Origin of the sequence: Aeromonas sp. sif2433 (genome assembly GCF_019218705.1) — a bacterium.
Lineage (GTDB): Bacteria > Pseudomonadota > Gammaproteobacteria > Enterobacterales > Aeromonadaceae > Aeromonas > Aeromonas encheleia.
The window spans coordinates 264217-282981 of record NZ_JAHUXD010000007.1 but is presented as its reverse complement, the minus strand read 5'-3'; the positions used below and the strand labels follow the sequence as shown (position 1 = coordinate 282981).

21 protein-coding genes, 1 rRNA gene and 1 pseudogene are annotated in these 18765 nt (G+C 60.2%); 15 read left to right on the top strand and 8 right to left on the bottom strand.

The window, feature by feature from the left end; all coding sequences use genetic code 11:
- Positions 1-12: 12 nt before the first annotated feature.
- The 4 genes and pseudogenes from rrf (at position 13) to KW825_RS13305 (ending at position 5062) form a co-directional block, all read left to right on the top strand.
- Positions 13-127, top strand: a 5S ribosomal RNA gene (rrf, locus tag KW825_RS13320).
- Positions 128-238: 111 nt separating this feature from the next.
- Positions 239-1201: pseudogene (locus KW825_RS13315) on the top strand (IS1595 family transposase).
- Positions 1202-1443: 242 nt separating this feature from the next.
- Positions 1444-1761 carry a PTS system regulator TmaR gene (gene tmaR / locus KW825_RS13310; protein WP_033132275.1) on the top strand — a complete coding sequence of 106 codons (318 nt, stop codon included), beginning with the start codon at positions 1444-1446 and terminating at the stop codon, positions 1759-1761.
- 217 nt (positions 1762-1978) lie between these two features.
- The gene (locus tag KW825_RS13305; protein ID WP_218329478.1) at positions 1979-5062 is read left to right on the top strand and encodes a transglycosylase domain-containing protein; all 3084 of its coding nucleotides are present in this window, start codon (positions 1979-1981) and stop codon (positions 5060-5062) included.
- Positions 5063-5151: 89 nt separating this feature from the next.
- Here the strand turns inward: KW825_RS13305 and yjgA are convergent, their stop codons facing one another.
- Entirely contained in the window at positions 5152-5676 is a 525-nt protein-coding gene (yjgA, locus tag KW825_RS13300; protein ID WP_042653306.1) for a ribosome biogenesis factor YjgA, read from the bottom strand.
- A gap of 111 nt (positions 5677-5787) precedes the next feature.
- On the opposite strand from yjgA, the gene pmbA reads away from it, so the two are divergent.
- Positions 5788-7131 (top strand): metalloprotease PmbA, encoded by a 1344-nt coding sequence (gene pmbA / locus KW825_RS13295; protein ID WP_218329477.1) that lies wholly within the window; start codon positions 5788-5790, stop codon positions 7129-7131.
- 80 nt (positions 7132-7211) lie between these two features.
- On the opposite strand, the gene murA is transcribed toward pmbA, so the two are convergent.
- The 7 genes from murA to mlaF are packed head-to-tail and all read right to left on the bottom strand — an operon-like array spanning position 7212 to position 11734.
- Complete coding sequence (gene murA, locus KW825_RS13290) at positions 7212-8468, bottom strand: UDP-N-acetylglucosamine 1-carboxyvinyltransferase (RefSeq protein WP_042653304.1); 1257 nt, start codon at positions 8466-8468, stop codon at positions 7212-7214.
- Positions 8469-8484: 16 nt separating this feature from the next.
- Complete coding sequence (ibaG, locus tag KW825_RS13285; RefSeq protein ID WP_005306001.1) at positions 8485-8742, bottom strand: BolA family iron metabolism protein IbaG; 258 nt, start codon at positions 8740-8742, stop codon at positions 8485-8487.
- Positions 8742-9014, bottom strand: coding sequence for a lipid asymmetry maintenance protein MlaB (locus tag KW825_RS13280; RefSeq protein WP_218291494.1), 273 nt, complete (start codon positions 9012-9014; stop codon positions 8742-8744). The genes ibaG and KW825_RS13280 overlap by 1 nt, the downstream gene beginning before the upstream one ends.
- Positions 9011-9646 carry a phospholipid-binding protein MlaC gene (mlaC, locus tag KW825_RS13275; RefSeq protein ID WP_042653302.1) on the bottom strand — a complete coding sequence of 212 codons (636 nt, stop codon included), beginning with the start codon at positions 9644-9646 and terminating at the stop codon, positions 9011-9013. Before mlaC ends, KW825_RS13280 begins: the two co-directional genes overlap by 4 nt.
- A 9-nt stretch (positions 9647-9655) precedes the next feature.
- A complete protein-coding gene (mlaD, locus tag KW825_RS13270; RefSeq protein ID WP_042653301.1) occupies positions 9656-10147 on the bottom strand; it encodes an outer membrane lipid asymmetry maintenance protein MlaD in 492 nt (163 codons plus the stop codon).
- Positions 10148-10154: 7 nt separating this feature from the next.
- Positions 10155-10934: a lipid asymmetry maintenance ABC transporter permease subunit MlaE gene (gene mlaE / locus KW825_RS13265; RefSeq protein ID WP_042653300.1), complete on the bottom strand. Its 780-nt coding sequence runs from the start codon at positions 10932-10934 to the stop codon at positions 10155-10157.
- Entirely contained in the window at positions 10934-11734 is an 801-nt protein-coding gene (mlaF, locus tag KW825_RS13260; RefSeq protein WP_218291495.1) for a phospholipid ABC transporter ATP-binding protein MlaF, read from the bottom strand. The genes mlaE and mlaF overlap by 1 nt, the downstream gene beginning before the upstream one ends.
- A 206-nt stretch (positions 11735-11940) precedes the next feature.
- Between mlaF and KW825_RS13255 the strand changes: the two genes are divergently transcribed.
- From KW825_RS13255 to npr, 10 genes are all read left to right on the top strand, one after another.
- Positions 11941-12936 carry a KpsF/GutQ family sugar-phosphate isomerase gene (locus KW825_RS13255; RefSeq protein ID WP_218329476.1) on the top strand — a complete coding sequence of 332 codons (996 nt, stop codon included), beginning with the start codon at positions 11941-11943 and terminating at the stop codon, positions 12934-12936.
- Positions 12936-13490 (top strand): 3-deoxy-manno-octulosonate-8-phosphatase KdsC, encoded by a 555-nt coding sequence (gene kdsC, locus KW825_RS13250; RefSeq protein ID WP_218329475.1) that lies wholly within the window; start codon positions 12936-12938, stop codon positions 13488-13490. Before KW825_RS13255 ends, kdsC begins: the two co-directional genes overlap by 1 nt.
- Positions 13487-14047 carry an LPS export ABC transporter periplasmic protein LptC gene (lptC, locus tag KW825_RS13245; RefSeq protein WP_042653296.1) on the top strand — a complete coding sequence of 187 codons (561 nt, stop codon included), beginning with the start codon at positions 13487-13489 and terminating at the stop codon, positions 14045-14047. Before kdsC ends, lptC begins: the two co-directional genes overlap by 4 nt.
- Complete coding sequence (gene lptA, locus KW825_RS13240) at positions 14034-14552, top strand: lipopolysaccharide transport periplasmic protein LptA (protein WP_218329474.1); 519 nt, start codon at positions 14034-14036, stop codon at positions 14550-14552. The genes lptC and lptA overlap by 14 nt, the downstream gene beginning before the upstream one ends.
- A gap of 12 nt (positions 14553-14564) precedes the next feature.
- Positions 14565-15290, top strand: a complete 726-nt coding sequence (gene lptB / locus KW825_RS13235; RefSeq protein ID WP_218291497.1) for an LPS export ABC transporter ATP-binding protein — start codon at positions 14565-14567, stop codon at positions 15288-15290.
- 65 nt (positions 15291-15355) lie between these two features.
- Positions 15356-16795 carry an RNA polymerase factor sigma-54 gene (locus KW825_RS13230; protein WP_218291498.1) on the top strand — a complete coding sequence of 480 codons (1440 nt, stop codon included), beginning with the start codon at positions 15356-15358 and terminating at the stop codon, positions 16793-16795.
- 20 nt (positions 16796-16815) lie between these two features.
- Positions 16816-17103 (top strand): ribosome hibernation promoting factor, encoded by a 288-nt coding sequence (gene hpf / locus KW825_RS13225; protein WP_042653292.1) that lies wholly within the window; start codon positions 16816-16818, stop codon positions 17101-17103.
- A gap of 2 nt (positions 17104-17105) precedes the next feature.
- On the top strand, positions 17106-17552 hold the full coding sequence (ptsN, locus tag KW825_RS13220; RefSeq protein WP_042653291.1) for a PTS IIA-like nitrogen regulatory protein PtsN: 447 nt from the start codon (positions 17106-17108) through the stop codon (positions 17550-17552).
- 40 nt (positions 17553-17592) lie between these two features.
- Positions 17593-18459, top strand: coding sequence for an RNase adapter RapZ (gene rapZ, locus KW825_RS13215; RefSeq protein ID WP_042653290.1), 867 nt, complete (start codon positions 17593-17595; stop codon positions 18457-18459).
- 20 nt (positions 18460-18479) lie between these two features.
- Positions 18480-18752 carry a PTS phosphocarrier protein NPr gene (gene npr, locus KW825_RS13210; RefSeq protein ID WP_042653289.1) on the top strand — a complete coding sequence of 91 codons (273 nt, stop codon included), beginning with the start codon at positions 18480-18482 and terminating at the stop codon, positions 18750-18752.
- Positions 18753-18765: the final 13 nt, after the last annotated feature.

Sequence of the window (18765 nt, the reverse complement as noted above, 5' to 3'; positions counted from 1 at the left end):
TTGAAGTTTTTGCCTGGCGGCCATAGCGCCGTGGAACCACCTGATCCCATGCCGAACTCAGAAGTGAAACGCGGTAGCGCCGATGGTAGTGTGGCATTCGCCATGCGAGAGTAGGACACTGCCAGGCACCCAATTTGAAGAAGCCCGCTCAATCGAGCGGGCTTTTTTATTGGCGCTGTCCCAATTACGTGTTGAAAGGCTAACCTTGAAGTAGGTCATCACCCTGAGGGCCGTCATCATGGACACCCAAGCCTTTCAGCATCTACTGTCTCTCTTCCCACAGCTCACCTTGCGCCAGCGCCGTCTCGCAGAGCAGGAACTCACAATCCCCCATCCCATCACCTCGCTTGCCGCTCAACTCCCTGCTTGCCGATGTTGCCCCCACTGTCAGGCCGAGGCCGCGCAATTGGCCCCCTAGGGTTGGAGCCGAGGTCTGCGCCGTTATCGCTGCAAGCTGTGCCTGCGCACCAGTTCAGTCCTGACCAAGACGCCCATGGCCAGACTGCGCAAGGCCCAATGCTGGGAGGACTACGCCCAGGCACTCATCGACGGGCTTACCGTCCGACAAGCTGCCCTCCGCTGCGGGGTCTGCAAAAACACCGCCTTCTTGTGGCGTCACCGTTTCCTGAAAGCCATGGCAACCCATCAGGCGGCACGGGAAGAGGGTATCGTCGAGGTCGATGAAACCTTCTTCCTGGAATCGTTCAAGGGGCAACGTGGATTACCCCGTCCGGCCCGCCGCCGTGGTGGCAAAGGCCGCACTCGTGGCACAGGGCCGGATTACATCCCAGTGATGGTGGTGCAGGACAGAGCTGGCCATCTGGCCGACTTCCAGCTGGAGCGGCTGGATGCCAGGACCGTCAGGACGGTGCTGCAGCTGCTAGTCGCGCCGGATGCGGTGCTCTGCAGCGATGGTGCTGGGGTGTATGCTAGTTTCAGCAAGTCGCAGGGCATGAGCCACCAAGTGGTGCACAACCGTGCGGGAGAGCGAGTGGTGGGGGCGTATCACATCCAGCATGTGAATGGTTACCACCGGCGGTTGAAGGAGTGGATGGAGCGGTTCCATGGGGTAGCGACCCACTATCTGAGGAATTATCTGGGCTGGCGTAGGATGCTGGAACGTTATGGGCAGGAAGTGGATGCCCCACATTGCTTGCATGAGGCGCTGGGGCGCCCCATGCAACACGTAATTGGGACATAGCCTTTTTTATTGCCTGAAATTCCTGTCGCCTCCAGCGTTACCCATCGCATCCATATTCCTAGTCACATTGCTGCCCCTTCCCGGCTGTCAGAACCCACGCCAGCTTGCGATTTGGGTTGTATCTGCATCATAACTCGGTAGAGTAAAGGGCACTCTGGGTTTGCCTGTACCATGCCTTCAGCTCCTCTCTGGTACGGGGTAATCCGACCTGTTTTCATTAACCTTCAATCAGTGGTATCGATATGGAACAAGTAAACAAGTCTACCTTCAGCGACGTATTGGAATATGTGCGCATGTCCCGTCGCCAGAACAAGCTCAAGCGCGAGATCGTCGACAACGAGAAGAAGATCCGTGACAACCAGAAGCGGGTGCTGTTGCTCGACAATCTGAGCGACTACATCAAGCCGGGTATGAGTATCGATGAAGTCCAGGCCATCATCGCCAACATGCGCGCCGATTACGAGGAGCGGGTTGATGATCACATCATCAAGAACGCCGAGCTTTCCAAGGAACGCAAGGAACTGAGCACCAAGCTGAAAGGCATGAGCTCCAGCAAGTAAGATTGCCGCCTCGCGATTTTGAAACACCGGCCTCTGGCCGGTGTTTCACTTCTGTCCATCAGCTCGGATCACTCTCCGCCCTGCAACAATCGGCTCCCATTTTCATAATCGCCCTGTTAACATCGCACCAAAGCGGTCAATAGTTTTCAAGCCCTTGACTTGAAACGACTAAGCTTGAGTGAAACACAATAAATTGCGCAACCATGGTGGGGCTGATATGGGCGCATCAAAACAGACGGATTTGAACAAAGTGGCATCTCAGGATTCATCCGTACCGCATGCGGACGGGCAACACAAGCGCAAGCGTCGTCCCTGGTGGCGGTGGTTGTTCTGCTTTATCTTTTTGCTTTGCCTGGCTGCTGCGATCGCCTTGCTTGGCTATGAGATGAAGACCTCTCGTCTGCAGTCGCAGGAAATTTCCAACTATGCGGCCAAGCTGACCTATCAGCTCGAGCCCGGCCTCAGCAAGCAGATCCGCTTCCCCGATGACGGTCCCTTCGACAAGCGGCTCGGCTATGTAATGCTGCCGATGATCCAGGAGCGGCTGATCCAGCGCGGCTATCAGGTGAGTGAGCAGGTGCATTTTTCCGATGCACTGTACAACTACGCTAGCCATGGCTTCTTCGTGCCATACACCGAGAAGGTACAAGCCGGGCTGACCCTGCATGACTGCCGCGCCGAGCCTTTCTATCAGTACAAGTATCCGACCCACTACTACCCGGATTTCAACTCCATCCCTCCTCTGGTCATACAGTCGCTGCTGTTCATCGAGAACCGGGACCTGCTGAGCAACGAACAGCCGTTGGCCAACCCGGCGGTAGACTGGCCTCGTTTCGCCAAGGCGGCGCTGTCCCAGGTGGGCAAGGCGCTGGACATGCAGGATCAATCCGCCGGTGGCAGCACGCTGGCCACCCAGGTCGAGAAGTATCGCCACTCCCCCGATGGCCTGACCCTGTCTCCGACCGAGAAGATCCGCCAGATGGCCTCGGCCAGCGTGCGGGCCTATCGACTGGGACCAGAGACACTGGAGGCGCGCAAGCTGGTCGCCTGGGCCTACCTCAACTCGGTGCCGCTTTCTGCTGCCCCCGGCTATGGCGAGGTGCATGGCCTGGGTGACGGTCTCTGGGTCTGGTTCGGAGCCAATGTGGATGAGGTGAATCGTCTGCTGGATCCCGCCCGCAACCAGGACGCCACGCTGGCAGAGCAGGGCCTGGCCCTGCGTCAGGTCGTCTCCCTGATGATCGCTCACCGTCGTCCTTCCTATTACTTGGCACAGGGGCGGGAGGCGCTGTCGACCCTGACCGACAGCTATCTGCGTCTGTTCGTCCAGGAGGGGATGATTGCGCCTCCGCTGATGGAATCGGCGCTCAAGGCCAAGCTCGGCTTCCGCGACTTCCTGCAGTCACCGGCGATCACCCGGGTCAATAACAACAAAGGCTTGCAGGTGGCGCGTACTCGCCTCAGCCGCCAGCTCGGGGTCCAGCTGTATGATCTGGATCGTATGGATCTGACGGCAGACACCACGCTCAACATGCCGCTGCAAAATGACATTTCTCGTTACCTGCAGCAGCTGGCTGACCCCGCCGTTGCCGCTCAGGTCGGCCTGTTTGGTGAGCGCCTGCTCTCGCCGGAGAAGACGGGAGACGTGAAGTACAGCTTCACCCTGTTTGAGAAAACCCCGGAAGGGGTGAAGGTGCGGGTGCAGACCGACAACACGGATCAGCCGTTCGACATCAACGAAGGCAGCAAGCTGGAGCTGGGCTCCACCGCCAAGCTGCGGGTGCTGACTACCTACCTGGAGATAGTCACCGAGCTGCACGACAGCTATGCGGGCATGCCGGCCGACAGCCTGCGAAAGATAGAGGTGTCCAACCAGGACAACATCAGCCGCTGGGCCATCTCTTACCTGATGGTCGCCAAGGACAAGAGCCTGCCGGTGATGCTGGAGGCGGCGCTGGATCGCAAATACTCCGCCAGCCCCTATGAGGGCTTCTTCACTGGTGGCGGCATGCACACCTTCAACAACTTCCGCAAGGAAGACAATGGCCGTATCCCGCCGATCCGCGACGCGCTGCGCGAGTCCATCAACCTGCCCTTCGTGCGGCTGATGCGGGACATAGTGCGCTACAGCCTCTACAAGGAGGGGAACCGGGCCCAGTTGCTCAAGGATGACAAGGATCCGCGCCGTACCGAGTACCTCGCCAAGTTTGCCGACAAGGAGGGTCAGACCTATCTGCTGCGCTTCTGGCGCAAGTATCAGGGCAAGACCCCGGATGAGCGGCTCGATACCTTCCTAGATGGTCTCAAGCCCAGTGCGGTTCGGCTCGCTGCGGTGCATCGCTACCTGATGCCGGAGGCGTCGCAGCTGGACTTCGCCGCCTTCCTGGCGAAGCGCTTACCGCGGGACAAACTGAGTGACAAGCGGATCGAGCAGCTCTACACCAGCTATGGACCTGGTAAGTATTCGCTACCGGATCAGGGCTATATTGCGCGGGTGCACCCGCTGGAGCTGTGGTTGCTCTCCTACCTCAAGGAGTTCGACAAGGCGACCTTCGCCGATGCGGTCGCGGCCAGCCGTGATGAGCGTCAGGAAGTGTACAGCTGGCTGTTCAAGACCCGTCATCGCAGCGCCCGGGATAGCCGCATCCGTACCATGCTGGAGGTCGAAGCCTTCCTCGACATCCATCAGCGCTGGGCGCGGCTGGGTTATCCGTTCGATCACCTGGTGCCGTCGTTGGCGACGGCACTCGGCAGCTCGGGGGACAGACCGGCGGCACTGGCCGAGTTGATGGGGATCATCCAGAACGGGGGTATACGTGCCCCGACCCAGCGCATCGAGTATCTCTCGTTTGCCAAGGACACGCCCTTCGCCACCGTGTTCGAACCGGCCAACGTCCAAGGAACTCGGGTGCTGCCGGTCGAGGTGACGGATGCCTTGCGCAATGCTCTGTCCAAGGTGGTGGAGGGGGGTACGGCGCGGCGCATCGCCGGGGCCTTCGCCCTGCCGGATGGCACCATCTTGCCGATGGGGGGCAAGACGGGGACCGGGGACAACCGGTTGGAGACGGTCGGCCGCTATGGCAACGTGACCAGCTCGCTGGCCCGCAACCGGACCGCGACCTTCGTCTTCTACATCGGTGACGATCACTTCGGCACCCTGACCGCCTATGTGCCGGGCAGCCAGTCCGACAAGTTCCGCTTCACCTCGGCGCTGCCGGTACAGGTGCTTAAGGGGATGGCCCCCTTGCTGATGCCCTATCTGCAGCCGGGGACTCATACCCAGTGCATGGCGGGCAACTGACGCGCGAACACATCGCATAAAAAAACGGGGCCAGATTGGCCCCGTTTCGTTTTCGGCCGGCGACATTCTGCCCCGGACCTAGTTATGACTTACAGCTGGTCTTCGATCTCACCACGCAGATACTGGTACATCTCGCGGAAGGCCACCGGCGGCTTGTTCAGCTCCCGCTCCTTGTTGGCACTGCGGATCAACTGGCGCAGCTTCTGGCGATCCAGCTCGTGGAACTGGGCCATCAGCTCGTTGAGGGCGCTGTCCCCTTCGTTGATCAGCCGCTCGCGCCACTGCTCCAGACGATGCAGACGGGCATTCACGGTCGAGTGGCGGTTCTTGAAGATGGAGAGAGCCTGTTCGATCGGCTCAATATCCCGGCTGCGCATCAGGCGGCCGATGAACTGCAGGTGGCGGCGGAAGGATTCGTCCTTCTTGGGCTTGAGTTTGCGGCCCAGTTCGATGGCATCGGCCAGCTCTTCATCCAACGGGATCTTTTCCAGCTCGCTGTGGCTCAGGGAGACGATCTCTGCCCCCAGCTTTTGCAGTGCTTCGGCGTCGCGCTTGAGCTGGCTCTTGCTGGGACCCCAATCGTCCAATTCGTTGTCGTCTTGATACTGACTCATCGGTCTCTGATTCCTGTCATTCACGTTAGGGGATATGTTACCAGCTTCTCCCGCTGGGCGCAGGGGTCTGATATGCTTAGCCCCTTTCCTTCCTTCATACAGATGTGAGTTATGGACCAGCAAGACCAAATCCGCCAGGATCAAGCCCATCTCGAGGCCGTCGTCGCCGAGGCACTGGAGATAGCCAAGGGACTGGGCGCCTCGCTGGCCGAAGTTTCCATCAGCAAGCAGACCGGGCTGTCGGTGAACACCCGGGGCTGTGAGCTGGAAAGCATCGAGTTCAACAAGGATGGGGCGCTCGGCATCGCCGTCTACCGCGATGGCTGCAAGGGGTCGTCTTCGACCACGGATCTGAGCAAGTCTGCCATCCGTGCCGCCGTCGAGGCGGCCATGGAGATCGCCCGCCACACCTCGCGGGATGACTGTGCCGGCCTGGCGGATGCCGAGCTGCTGGCCTGGGATGCCCCCGATCTGCAGCTGTGCCATCCCATCGAGCTGGATCCCCAGCGTGGCATCGAGCTGGCCATCGAGTGCGAACGGCTGGCGCTGGGTCGCGATGCCCGCATCAAGCATTCCGACGGCGGCAGCTTCTCCAGTCATCTGGGGGTCAAGGTCTACGGCAACAGCCACGGCTTCGTCAAAGGCTATGCGGCGTCACGCAACTCGCTGAGCTGTGTGCTGATCGGTGAGCAGGATGGCGACATGCAGCGGGACTATGGCTACTCCTCCAGCCGGGATCTGGCCGGACTCTGGAGCCCGCAGCGCATCGCCGACGAGGCGGTGGAGCGCACCGTATCCCGTCTCGGTGCCCGCAAGATCTCCACCCGCCACGCCCCGGTGCTGTTTCACCCGGACACCGCCGCCGGCCTGTGGGGCCATCTGGTGATGGCCATCAGCGGCGGCAACCTTTATCGCAAGTCGAGCTTCCTGCTGGACAAGCTGGGCGAGCAGATCCTGCCAGACTGGCTCCGCATCCAGGAGTTCCCCCACCTGCGGGGGGGGCTGGCCAGCAGCCCGTTCGACGGTGAGGGGGTGCGTACCCGCGACATGGATATCATCCGTGACGGTCGCCTGATGAGTTGGCTGCTCACCTCCTACTCGGCGCGCAAGCTGGGGCTGACCAGCACCGGCCATGCCGGTGGCATCCACAACTGGCAGGTCTCGAATACCGGCCAGGACTTCCAGGGCATGCTCAGGGAGATGGGCACCGGCTTGCTGGTGACCGAGCTGATGGGGCAGGGGGTCAATATAGTCAACGGCGACTACTCCCGTGGCGCCGCCGGCTTCTGGGTGGAGAACGGCGAGATCGCCTACCCGGTGGAGGAGATCACCATAGCCGGCAACCTCGCGGACATGTTCCGCACCCTGGTGGCGGTCGGGACGGACGAGGACGAACGCTCCAGCCTCAAGACCGGCTCGGTACTGGTCGAGCAGATGAAGCTGGCGGGTCACTGATCCCCCTCGCTTTCCTGCACTGGCGGCATGAAAAAGGCCCCCTCGCGTTGGCGAGGGGGCCTTTTTAGTGGACTGATAAATCAGCCCTTGATGCGTTCGATGCGACCACCCAGACCCTGCAGCTTGTGCTCGATGTCTTCATAGCCACGGTCGATGTGATAGATACGCTCGACTATGGTGGTGCCCTCGGCCACGAAGCCGGCGAGAACCAGGCTGGCGGAGGCGCGCAGATCGGTCGCCATCACCTGGGCACCCTTGAGTTGCTCGGTGTCACGGCAGATGGCGACGTTGCCCTGCAGCTCGATGTCCGCGCCCATCCGCACCAGTTCAGGCACGTGCATGAAGCGGTTCTCGAAGATGGTCTCGGTGACCATGCCGGTGCCTTTAGCGACCGCGTTCAGCACGGTGAACTGGGCCTGCATGTCGGTCGGGAAGGCCGGGTAGGGGGCCGTCTTGATGGTGACCGGCTTGAGGGTACGACCTGTCATGTCCAGGCTGATCCAGTCAGCACCCTTCTCGATCAGGGCGCCGGCCTCTTCCAGCTTGACCAGTACCGCTTCCAGCAGGGAGGGATCTGTCTTGCGGCAGGTGATCTTGCCGCCGGTGACAGCTGCACCCACCAGGAAGGTACCGGTTTCGATACGGTCAGGTTGCACGCTGTAGCTGCCGCCGTGCAGACGCTCGACCCCGTCGATGGTCAGGGTATCGGTGCCCGCGCCTTTGATGTCGGCGCCGAGGGTGTTGAGGAAGTTGGCCAGATCGACCACTTCCGGCTCACGGGCGGCGTTCTCGATCACGGTGCGGCCGTCCGCCAGGGTGGCGGCCATCATCAGGTTCTCGGTACCGGTGACGGAGATCATGTCCATCAGGATGTGGGCACCCTTGAGACGACCATCGACCCGGGCCTTGATGTAACCATCCTCGATGGCGATCTTGGCACCCATCAGCTCCAGGCCGTGCACGTGCAGGTTGACCGGACGGGCCCCGATGGCGCAACCGCCGGGCAGGGAGACGTCGGCCGCACCGAAGCGGGCCGCCAGCGGGCCCAGCGCCAGGATGGAGGCGCGCATGGTCTTCACCAGGTCGTAGGGGGCGACATGGTTGTTCACCGCACCGGTCAACACGGTCACATTGCCGTTGACCTTGGTGCTGGCACCCAGCATCTCCAGCAGCTTGAGGGTGGTGCCCACGTCCTTGAGGCGCGGCACGTTGGAGAGTTGGATCTCCTCATCACACAGCAGGGTGGCGAACAGGATTGGCAGGGCGGCGTTCTTGGCGCCGGAGATGGTCACTTCGCCGTTGAGCGTGCAACGACCATCGATCTTGAATTTGTCCATTTACTTAGATACCAAATCAGGAGGGCAGTAGGAATTTACGTTCGCGCTTCCATTCGGCATCGGTAAACGCCTTGATGGAGAGTGCGTGGATGGCGTTGCTGGCGATCTTGTCCATCAGCGGAGCGTAGATGGCCTGCTGTTTCTTGACCCGGCTCATACCGTCAAACATGTCGCCGACGGCTATCACCTGATAGTGACTGCCGTCGCCTTTGACATGGACTTCGGACAATGGCAAGGCCTCAAGGAGTATCGCTTCAATTTCAGAGACTTGCATTATGCGTCCTCAGTGTTGGGCGGGGTTGATTGAAACAAATTGGCCACCCCGTACAGGTTGGCCAAGGTATGGAAATCACGGGAGGCGCCCACTAGCTGTGGTGTGGCGCCTCTTGCCAGGGTGGCCTTGGCCCACTTGACCAGCAGGGCCAGCCCGGCGGAGTCCAGGGTGGTGACGCCGCTCAGCTCGAGCGCATCATCTTGCCACCACTCCGCCCGGCGCTGCCACAAGGCGTTGACCTGTGGTGCCTGCAGCTCACCCGTCAGGGTCATGACTTGAGGACCAGCGGCTTGGCGTTGTGTTCGCGCAACTGGGCGATCACCGCATCGATGCCATTCTGACGAATGAGGCCACCGAGCTCGCTCTGCTTGGCGGAGAGCAGGCTGATGCCTTCGGCGACCATGTCGAAGGCCTTCCACTCGCCGGTCTTGTTGTTCTTGCGCAGCTTGAACTCGAGGAAGATGTCCGGCTTGCCGGTCTCTTTCACGCTGACGTTGACGGCGGTGATGTTGCTGTCGGTCGGTGTCTTGCCCGGCTGGACCTGGACGGTCTGCTTGTCGAAGTGGGCAAGGGCATCGGCATAGGAGCTCACCATGTACTCGGTGAACACCTCGACGAAGGCATCACGCTGGGCGGGAGTGGTCTCCTTGATCTGGTTGCCAAGCACCTTGTAGGCGGCGAAGCGGTTGTCCACGTAAGGCAACAGCTCTTCGCGGATGATCACCCGCAGGTGGTCCGGGTTGCTCTTCACCTGGGACTGATCTGCCTTGAGGCGGGCGAAGGTCTGCTGGGCAGCCTGATCCACCAGGGCGTAGGGATCCGCGGCGCTGGCTCCTGCCTGGGCAGTCACGGCAAACAGCATGCTGGTCATCAGGCCCAGCAGCAGGGCAATTTTCTTGAACATGGTTACTCCTTACTTGCTGGCAGCTTTGTTGTCGGCAGACTGACTGTAGAGGAACTTGCCAATCAGATCCTCCAGTACTATGGCCGATTTGGTGTCTTCGATCATGTCACCATCCTTTAGCATGTTGGTGCCCATCTCCTCGTCGGTGAAGCCGGGCGCCAGGCCGACATACTGCTCGCCGAGCAGACCCGAGGTCAGGATGGAGAGGGTGCTGGTCTCGGAAAACTCGCCGGCGCTCTTCTGCATCTGCAAGGAGACGACTGGCACCAGGCTCTTGGCATCCAGGGCGATGTCACTGACCCGACCGACGACCACACCACCGACCTTGACCGGTGAGCGGACTTTCAGGCCGCCGATATTATCGAAATGGGCGCGCAGGGTATAGGTTTCTCCTTCCGGTTTGAAGCTCAAACCGGCAACTTGCAATGCCAATACCAGAATGGCCGCGATGCCGGCCAGCATGAAGGCGCCGACCAGGAATTCTACTTTGCTGAACTTCATCTTTACCTTATCCAAACATGATTGCGGTGAGTATAAAATCCAGACCGAGCACGGCCAGGGACGAGTGGACCACGGTCCGGGTCGTCGCCTGACTGATCCCGGCCGAGGTCGGCTTGGCATCATAGCCATTAAAGAGCGCAATCCAGGTGACCACCAGGGCGAAGATCAGACTCTTGATAGCCCCTTGCATGATGTCATCCTGCCAATCGACGGAGGCCTGCATGGCAGACCAGAAGCTGCCCTCGTCCACCCCCAGCCAATCGACGCCGACCAGCTTGCCACCGAAGATGCCGATCAGGCTGAACATGAAGGCCAGCAGCGGCATGCTGATGACCCCGGCCCAGAAACGGGGGGCCACCACCCGGCGCAGCGGATCCACCGCCATCATCTCCAGGCTGGAGAGCTGCTCGGTGGCCTTCATCAGGCCGATTTCGGCGGTCAGGGCGGAACCCGCCCGGCCGGCAAACAGCAGGGCGGTGACGACCGGTCCCAGCTCCCGCAGCAGGGAGAGGGAGACCAGCGGCCCCAGGCTCTGCTCGGCACCGAAATCCTTCAGCACGTTATAGCCCTGCAGGGAGAGCACCATGCCGATGAACAGACCCGACACCAGGATGATGGCGACTGATTGTACCCCCACCACATAGAGCTGCTGCATCAGCAGGGGGAAGTGCTTGCGTGGCTGGGGACGGCCCGCCAGCGCGTGAAACAGCATGATGGTGGCGCGGCCGATGGCGTTGATGAAACGCACCCCAACCCGACCCAACTTGCTTACTTGGCTTATCAACATCACAGATCCTGTAGCAGATCGCCTGCCGGAAAATGAAACGGAACAGGACCGTCTGGCAATCCTTGCAGGAATTGTTCGACTTCCGGATTGTGCTCCTCGCGCAGCTGATCCGGGGTGCCGTGCGCCACCACCTTGCGGTTGGCGATGATGTAGGCGTAATCGGCGATGCTCAGCACCTCCTTCACATCGTGGGTGACGATGACGGAGGTAATACCAAGGGCACTGTTGAGTTCCTTGATGAGCTTCACCAGCACCGCCATGGTGATGGGATCCTGACCGACGAAGGGCTCGTCATACATGATGAGATCCGGATCCAGCGCGATGGATCTGGCCAGTGCGGCGCGCCTGGCCATGCCACCGGAGAGCTCGGACGGCATCAGTCTGGCCGCGCCACGCAGCCCGACGGCCTGCAGCTTCATCATGACGATGGTGTGGATCAGCTCCTCCGGCAGGCCGGAGTGCTCCCGCAGCGGGAAGGCCACGTTGTCGAAGACGGTCATGCCGGTGAACAGGGCACCGCTCTGGAACAGCATGCTCATCCGTTTGCGGACTTCATACAGGCGGGAGCGGGAGAGGGTGGGAATGTCTTCTCCATCAAACAGGATATGACCCGATTCAGGTTTCAGCTGGCCACCGATCAGGCGCAGCAAGGTGGTCTTGCCGATCCCGCTTGGCCCCATGACTGCGGTGACCTTGCCACGGGGAATGGTCAGGTTGATCCTGTCGTACAGCAACCGATCCCCGTGACTGAAGGTCAGATCGGAGATGGTGATCAGGTCATTGTTCAAACAATTGTCCATCCGGTATAAAAGAAGAGCGAATTTTATGGGCTAGTCTAGGTCTAAGCAACAGCAAGGAACAACTATTGAGCGTGCTTCCCCCCCAAATGCACGACAGTTTTATGTAACAACTTGCATCAGCAGGATGAGGTCCCGCATCCGATTCGCTTATCTCGGCAGACTTTTTTATAATCCCGCAGCAAATTTCGGCCCGGAGCTGTGTCTTTATGTCTGTAAAGCCTGAAAAAGTGTCTGAACTGTTCGATTTTCGTCGCAGTGCCCGCGCGGTGCTGGACATTGAAAAGCAAGCGATTGATGGCCTCTACCAGTACCTCGACGAGACCTTCGATCGGGCCTGCGAGATGGTGCTGCGCTGCGCCGGCAAGATAGTGGTCACCGGCATGGGCAAGTCTGGCCATGTCGGCAACAAGATCGCCGCGACCCTGGCCAGCACCGGCACGCCGGCGTTCTTCCTGCACCCTGGTGAAGCCAGCCACGGGGATCTGGGGATGATCTCCGCCGGCGACCTCATCATCGCCATCTCCAACTCCGGCGAGAGCGACGAGATCCTGGCCCTGCTGCCGGTGCTCAAGCGCCGGGGCATCCCGCTCATCTGCATGACCGGCAACCCTGCCTCGACCATGGCCAAGGAGGCCAATGTGCATCTGTGCATCAAGGTCGACAAGGAGGCCTGCCCGCTCGGCCTGGCACCGACCTCCAGCACCACTGCGACCCTGGTGATGGGGGATGCACTGGCCGTGGCCCTGCTGGAGGCCCGTGGCTTCACCGCCGATGACTTCGCGCTCTCTCACCCGGGCGGTTCGCTCGGCAAGCGACTGCTGCTGCGGGTGGGCGATCTGATGCATCGCGGCGAGCTGTTGCCCCAGGTGGGGATAGATGCCACCATCAGCCAGGCGCTGTTGGAAGTGAGCCGCAAAGGCCTGGGCATGACGGCGGTCGTGGACGCGCAGGGGCTGCTGGCAGGCCTGTTCACCGATGGTGACCTGCGCCGGATCCTGGATCTGCAGGTGGACATCCATCACACCCCGATCGCCAAGGTAATGACGGCCAACTGTGTTACCGTAGGGCCTGAGATGATGGCGGCCGAGGCCGTCAAACTGATGGAAATCAGGAAGATTAACGGATTGCTGGTGGTGGATGAAGAGCGGCGGCCACTGGGTGCCTTCAACATGCACGACCTGCTGAAAGCCGGGGTGATTTGATGCAAGACGTACCGACCCTCTATGGTCCGGTGACGCGCGGCCAGTACGACAAGGCGGCGCAGATCCGCCTGCTGGTGTGCGATGTGGATGGGGTGCTTTCCAATGGCTTCATCTACATGGGCAATAACGGCGAAGAACTGAAGACATTCTGCACCCGCGACGGGGCAGGCATGCGTGCCCTGCTCAATGCCGGGCTGGAGATCGCCATCATCACCGGGCGCAACTCCCGCATCGTCAGCGATCGGATGCGCGGCCTGGGGGTGCAGCACCTGGTGCAGGGGGCGGATCAGAAACTGCCCCACTTCGAGGCATTGTTGACCAAGCTCGGTCTCGAGGCGTCGCAGGCGGCCTACATGGGGGATGACACCATAGATCTGCCGGTAATGCAGGCCTGCGGCCTCGGCATCGCGGTGGCGGATGCCCATCCGCTGGTGCTGGCAAAGGCGGATCTGGTGACCCGGCTGGGAGGGGGCGTCGGCGCGGTACGCGAGGTGTGCGACCTCATCCTGCAGGCGCAAGGGCTGGGCGACTACCGGCCCGAGGCCTCACGATGAACAGACAGACGCTGCTGTTTGCCCTGCTGTTCCTGGTGGCGCTGGGGGCCTGGCAGTTTGGCGAGATCGAGCTGGCCCCCGAGCCGGTCACCAAGGTGGAGAACTATCAACCTGACTTCACCGCCAAGAATCTGATCACGACCCGCTTCAACGAACAGGGCAAGCGGACCGAGCGGCTGGAGTCGGAGTTTGCCGAGTATTTCCAGATCCTCGAGCAGGCGACCTTCGAGAAACCGGTGGTCTACATGTTCGATGAGCAGGGCGAGGCCGAGTGGAAGGTCACGGCCGAAACCGGGGTGCTCAACACCGACGACAACGTGATCCTGCGCGACAAGGTGCATCTGGACGGCCTGCTGCCAGCTTCCTTCATCTCCACCCTGGACACCCCCTATCTGGAGCTGGACCTGGTGACCCAGGACGTGAGAAGCAATCAGCACATCCGCATAGTGGGTCAGGAATTCCAGACCGAGGGGGTTGGCCTGAGGGGTCACCTGGATCGTAAATATTTCGAATTACTGGATAAAGGCCATGCCACTTATTTCAATGAAAAACGTTAATCTGGCCCTCGCCGCCCTGCTGTTGTGCGGTGCGGTGAACGCCAAAGAGTCTGACTTTGCCGAGAAGGTCTATGTGGACGCGGTCAAGCAAGTGGCCGAGATGCAGGACAATCGCATCACCTTCAGCGATGATGTGATCATCACTCAGGGCACCATCAAGATTAAGGCCGACAAGGTGGTGGTGATCCGCTCCGGCGATAAAGGCGCCGAGGTGATGACCGCCTATGGCAACCCGGCCACCTTCTTCCAGATCCTGGACAACGGCAAGCCGGTCAACGCCCACGGCAACAGCATCCGCTACGAGCTGAAGAACCGGCTGGTCACCATCACCGGCAACGGCCAGCTCAAACAGGAAGACAGTCAGGTCACCGGCGACCTCATCCGCTATGACATCGTCAAGCAGAAGATGATCGCCGAGAGCAAGGGCCCCACTCAGCGCGTCAAGACGGTGTTCCTGCCAGAGCAGGTAGAAAACTTCGACAAGCCCGCCGATCAGAAGAAGTAGGAAACAGAAGCCATGGCAGTGTTAAAAGCAGTCGGCCTGCAGAAGAGCTACAAGCGCCGCATGGTGGTCAGCGACGTGAGCCTGGAAGTGGGCACCGGCCAGATCGTGGGGCTGCTCGGCCCCAATGGTGCCGGCAAGACCACCTCCTTCTACATGATCGTGGGTCTGGTACAGCGGGACGCCGGCCTCATCACCATCGACGATCAGGATATCAGCCTGCAGCCCATGCATATCCGGGCCCGCAACGGCATCGGCTATCTGCCGCAGGAGGCCTCGATCTTCCGCCGTCTGTCGGTGTTCGACAACCTGATGGGGGTCATGCAGACTCGCAAGGGCTTGAGCCGCGAGGAGCGGGAAGACAAGGTCGAGCGGCTGCTGGAAGAGTTCAACATCACCCACATCCGCGACAGCCTGGGGCAGAGCCTGTCGGGGGGGGAGCGGCGCCGGGTCGAGATCGCCCGCGCCCTGGCGGCAGAGCCGAGATTCATCCTGCTGGATGAGCCCTTTGCAGGTGTTGATCCTATTTCCGTCATAGACATCAAGAAGATCATCCAGCACCTGAAAGAGCGGGGCCTCGGTGTGCTGATCACCGATCACAACGTCCGGGAGACGCTGGATGTGTGTGAAAAAGCCTATATCGTCAGCCATGGCAAGATGATTGCCGAGGGCGCTCCGGCCGATATCCTCGCCGATGAGCAGGTCAAGCGCGTCTATTTGGGCGATCAATTCAGTCTATAGTAAGGGGGCATCCCTCATTTTTGTTAGGTGGCTGCCTCGCTGAACATAAGGATATCCCGACGTAGATGAAGCCGACATTACAGTTGCGTCTCGGTCAATCCCTGACCATGACGCCACAATTACAACAAGCGATTCGTCTGCTCCAGCTCTCCACGCTGGAACTCCAGCAGGAAATTCAGCAAGCGCTCGACAACAACCCCTTGCTGGAGCAAGAGGAGAGCGAGACGCAGGAGACCAACCCGGAAGAGGCGGTCGACGCCAGTCAACTCGATTCCAGCGATGCCATGGCTCAGGACAAGATGCCAGATGAGCTGCCGGTGGATACCACCTGGGACGATGTCTATTCGGCCGGAACGGCCCAGAGCGCCGGCCCCATCCACGATGGGGAGGACAGCGTCTATCAGGGGGAAACCACCGAGAGCCTGCAGGACTATCTGCTGTGGCAGATGCGATTGACCCCCTTCAGCGATCTGGACGCCGCCATTGCCCTCGCCATCATCGATGCCATCGACGAATCCGGCTATTTGACCGTTTCTCTCGAGGATATTCAGGCTGCAGTCAGCAGCGATGAGGTAGAAGTCGAACTGGATGAAGTCGAAGCCGTGCTCAAGCGGGTGCAGCATTTCGATCCGATCGGTATTGCCGCCCGTTCGGTACAGGAGTGTCTGCTGATCCAGCTCGCTCAGTATTCGCCCGATCTGCCCTGGCTCAATGAGGCGAGGGAAGTGATCAACGAGCACATGGACTTGCTCGGCAACCGCGATTACCGGACCCTGGCGCGCAAGACCAAACTCAAGGAGAGCGACCTCAAGGAGGTGCTGGATCTGATCCAGCAGCTGGAGCCAAGGCCGGGCAATGGCATCATCCAGAACGAGTCCCAATATGTGATCCCGGATGTGTCCGTGGTCAAGAAGGGCTACAAGTGGGTGGTGGAACTGAATCCGGATTCGGCGCCGCGCATCAGGGTCAATGAGACCTACGCGGCCATGGCCAGACAGGCCAAGACCAGTCAGGACTCCCAGTTCATCCGCTCCCACCTGCAGGAAGCCAAGTGGTTCATCAAGAGTCTGGAGAGTCGTAACGACACCCTGCTCAAGGTCGCCAGCTGCATCGTCGAACAGCAGCAGGGCTTCTTCGAGTACGGTGAAGAGGCCATGAAGCCCATGGTGCTCAACGACATCGCCGAGGCGGTGGAGATGCACGAGTCGACGATCTCACGGGTGACGACCCAGAAGTACATGCACACGCCCCGTGGCATCTTTGAACTGAAGTTTTTTTTCTCCAGTCACGTCAATACGGAGGGAGGAGGAGAGTGCTCATCGACCGCAATTCGCGCCCTGATCAAAAAGTTGGTGACGGCAGAGAACCCTGCCAAACCGCTTAGTGATAGCAAGATCGCGGATTTGCTGGCCGAACAGGGTATTATGGTGGCGAGACGCACGATCGCAAAGTACCGTGAATCCTTGTTGATCCCGCCATCCAATCAGCGCAAACGCCTGGTTTAGGCAAACAAAAGGAAGACGTTATGCAAATTAACCTGACCGGACACCATGTCGAGATTACCGAAGCTCTGCGTGATTATGTGAATAGCAAATTTGCCAAACTCGAGCGTCACTTTGAACATATCAACAACGTGCATGTGGTGTTGAGCGTCGAAAAACTGAACCAGATTGCCGAAGCCAAGCTGCACGTCAGCGGGGGAGAGGTGTTCGCCAATTCGGAGCATGCCGACATGTATGCTGCGATTGATACCCTGCTGGATAAACTGGATCGGCAGATCATCAAGCACAAAGATAAGTTAAATCAAAAATAACTATGCAACTTGAACACATACTGAGTCGGGACTGCACCAAGAGTGCGGTCCCTTGTACCAGCAAGAAACGCGCCCTCGAGATCATCAGTGAACTGGCCGCAGAGCGCCTGGGCGCCTCCCGTCAGGTGCTGTTTGAAAGCCTGCTGGCGCGGGAAAAAATGGGCAGTACCGGGATCGGTGCCGGTATTGCCATTCCTCACGGCCGGATCGACGATGCGTTCGTCCCGACCGCCGTGCTGATGACCTTCTCCGAACCCATCCCATTCGATTCTATCGACAACCAACCGGTGGACCTGCTCTTTGCCTTGCTGGTGCCGGAAAGCGAGTGCAAGCAGCACCTCAAGACCCTTTCCCTGATGGCATCCAAGCTGGGTGACAAGGCCGTCTGCCGCCAGTTGCGCCAGGCGACCAGCGACGAAGAACTCTACCAGATCATGACCTCGGCCTGATGCCGGGCATGATACAGCCATGTTGGCGTGAGGGGACAAGATGCAGTTAATAGTGGTAAGCGGTCGCTCGGGCTCCGGTAAGACGGTGGCCCTGAGGGTACTGGAGGATCTGGGGTATTACTGTGTGGATAACCTGCCGGTCAATCTGCTGCCCCAGCTGATCGTCTCGGTCGAGAGCCAGTATGACAAGCTGGCGGTCAGCATAGACGTGCGCAACCTGCCCACTCAGCCCGACCGGCTGGAAAACTTGCTGGCCCAGGTACGCAACGAGGGGCGGGTGGAGTTTTCCAGCTTCTTCTTCGATGCCGACAACAACACCCTGCTCAAGCGCTACGGCGAGAGCCGCCGGCTGCACCCATTGTCCCGCAACAAGCTGTCACTGGATGAGGCGATCCGTGAGGAGACCCACCTGCTGGCGCCGCTCTCCTCCACCGCCGATCTGCGCATTGACACCACAAGTCTCAGCATCCATGACCTCAGCGAGCTCATCAAGACCCGGGTGCTCGGCAAGAAAGAGAACGAGCTGGTGCTGGTGTTCGAGTCGTTCGGCTTCAAGTACGGTATCCCCAAGGATGCCGACTTCGTGTTCGATGCCCGCTTCCTGCCCAATCCGCACTGGATCCCCGAGCTCAAGCCCTTCACCGGTCAGGATGAGCCCGTGGCCAACTACCTGTCCGGCCAGCCGGACGTGATGCTGTTCATCCAGCAGATCGAGAACATGCTGGGGACCTGGTTGCCGCACCTTGAGCGTAACAATCGCAGCTATGTGACGGTCGGCATCGGCTGTACCGGCGGTCAGCACAGATCCGTGTTCATCGCCGAGCGGCTGGCCAGCGCGTTCCGCCTGCTCGGCAAGAACGTGCAGATCCGCCACCGCACCCTCGACAAGCGCTCAACCCAAGCCTGACAGATCAATAGGACGCTCAGATGACTGTTTCCGCCTCGGTAGAAGTCAAAAACAAGCTGGGAATGCACGCCAGACCGGCCATGATGCTGTTCGAGCTGGTGCAGGGTTTCGATGCCCATGTGCTGCTGCGCAACGAGGACGGCGTGGAGGCCGATGCGGACAGCGTGATCGGCCTGCTGATGCTGGACTCCGCCCAGGGCAAACAGGTCGAGGTGCAAGTAGAGGGGCCGGAAGAAGAAGAGGCCCTGGCCGCCGTGGTGGCGCTGTTCACCTCGGGCTTCAACGAGGAGTGAGGCACGCCTCCTC

Coding starts and splice junctions, on each gene's coding strand:
- ptsN (WP_042653291.1), top strand. CDS start 17,106: ATGCAACTTGAACACATACTGAGTCGGGACTGCACCAAGAGTGCGGTC.
- yjgA (WP_042653306.1), bottom strand. CDS start 5,676: ATGAGTCAGTATCAAGACGACAACGAATTGGACGATTGGGGTCCCAGC.
- rapZ (WP_042653290.1), top strand. CDS start 17,593: ATGCAGTTAATAGTGGTAAGCGGTCGCTCGGGCTCCGGTAAGACGGTG.
- mlaF (WP_218291495.1), bottom strand. CDS start 11,734: ATGGACAATTGTTTGAACAATGACCTGATCACCATCTCCGATCTGACC.
- lptC (WP_042653296.1), top strand. CDS start 13,487: ATGAACAGACAGACGCTGCTGTTTGCCCTGCTGTTCCTGGTGGCGCTG.
- pmbA (WP_218329477.1), top strand. CDS start 5,788: ATGGACCAGCAAGACCAAATCCGCCAGGATCAAGCCCATCTCGAGGCC.
- lptB (WP_218291497.1), top strand. CDS start 14,565: ATGGCAGTGTTAAAAGCAGTCGGCCTGCAGAAGAGCTACAAGCGCCGC.
- mlaC (WP_042653302.1), bottom strand. CDS start 9,646: ATGTTCAAGAAAATTGCCCTGCTGCTGGGCCTGATGACCAGCATGCTG.
- murA (WP_042653304.1), bottom strand. CDS start 8,468: ATGGACAAATTCAAGATCGATGGTCGTTGCACGCTCAACGGCGAAGTG.
- KW825_RS13230 (WP_218291498.1), top strand. CDS start 15,356: ATGAAGCCGACATTACAGTTGCGTCTCGGTCAATCCCTGACCATGACG.
- mlaD (WP_042653301.1), bottom strand. CDS start 10,147: ATGAAGTTCAGCAAAGTAGAATTCCTGGTCGGCGCCTTCATGCTGGCC.
- KW825_RS13280 (WP_218291494.1), bottom strand. CDS start 9,014: ATGACCCTGACGGGTGAGCTGCAGGCACCACAGGTCAACGCCTTGTGG.
- lptA (WP_218329474.1), top strand. CDS start 14,034: ATGAAAAACGTTAATCTGGCCCTCGCCGCCCTGCTGTTGTGCGGTGCG.
- tmaR (WP_033132275.1), top strand. CDS start 1,444: ATGGAACAAGTAAACAAGTCTACCTTCAGCGACGTATTGGAATATGTG.
- KW825_RS13305 (WP_218329478.1), top strand. CDS start 1,979: ATGGGCGCATCAAAACAGACGGATTTGAACAAAGTGGCATCTCAGGAT.
- ibaG (WP_005306001.1), bottom strand. CDS start 8,742: ATGCAAGTCTCTGAAATTGAAGCGATACTCCTTGAGGCCTTGCCATTG.
- kdsC (WP_218329475.1), top strand. CDS start 12,936: ATGCAAGACGTACCGACCCTCTATGGTCCGGTGACGCGCGGCCAGTAC.
- mlaE (WP_042653300.1), bottom strand. CDS start 10,934: ATGTTGATAAGCCAAGTAAGCAAGTTGGGTCGGGTTGGGGTGCGTTTC.
- KW825_RS13255 (WP_218329476.1), top strand. CDS start 11,941: ATGTCTGTAAAGCCTGAAAAAGTGTCTGAACTGTTCGATTTTCGTCGC.
- npr (WP_042653289.1), top strand. CDS start 18,480: ATGACTGTTTCCGCCTCGGTAGAAGTCAAAAACAAGCTGGGAATGCAC.
- hpf (WP_042653292.1), top strand. CDS start 16,816: ATGCAAATTAACCTGACCGGACACCATGTCGAGATTACCGAAGCTCTG.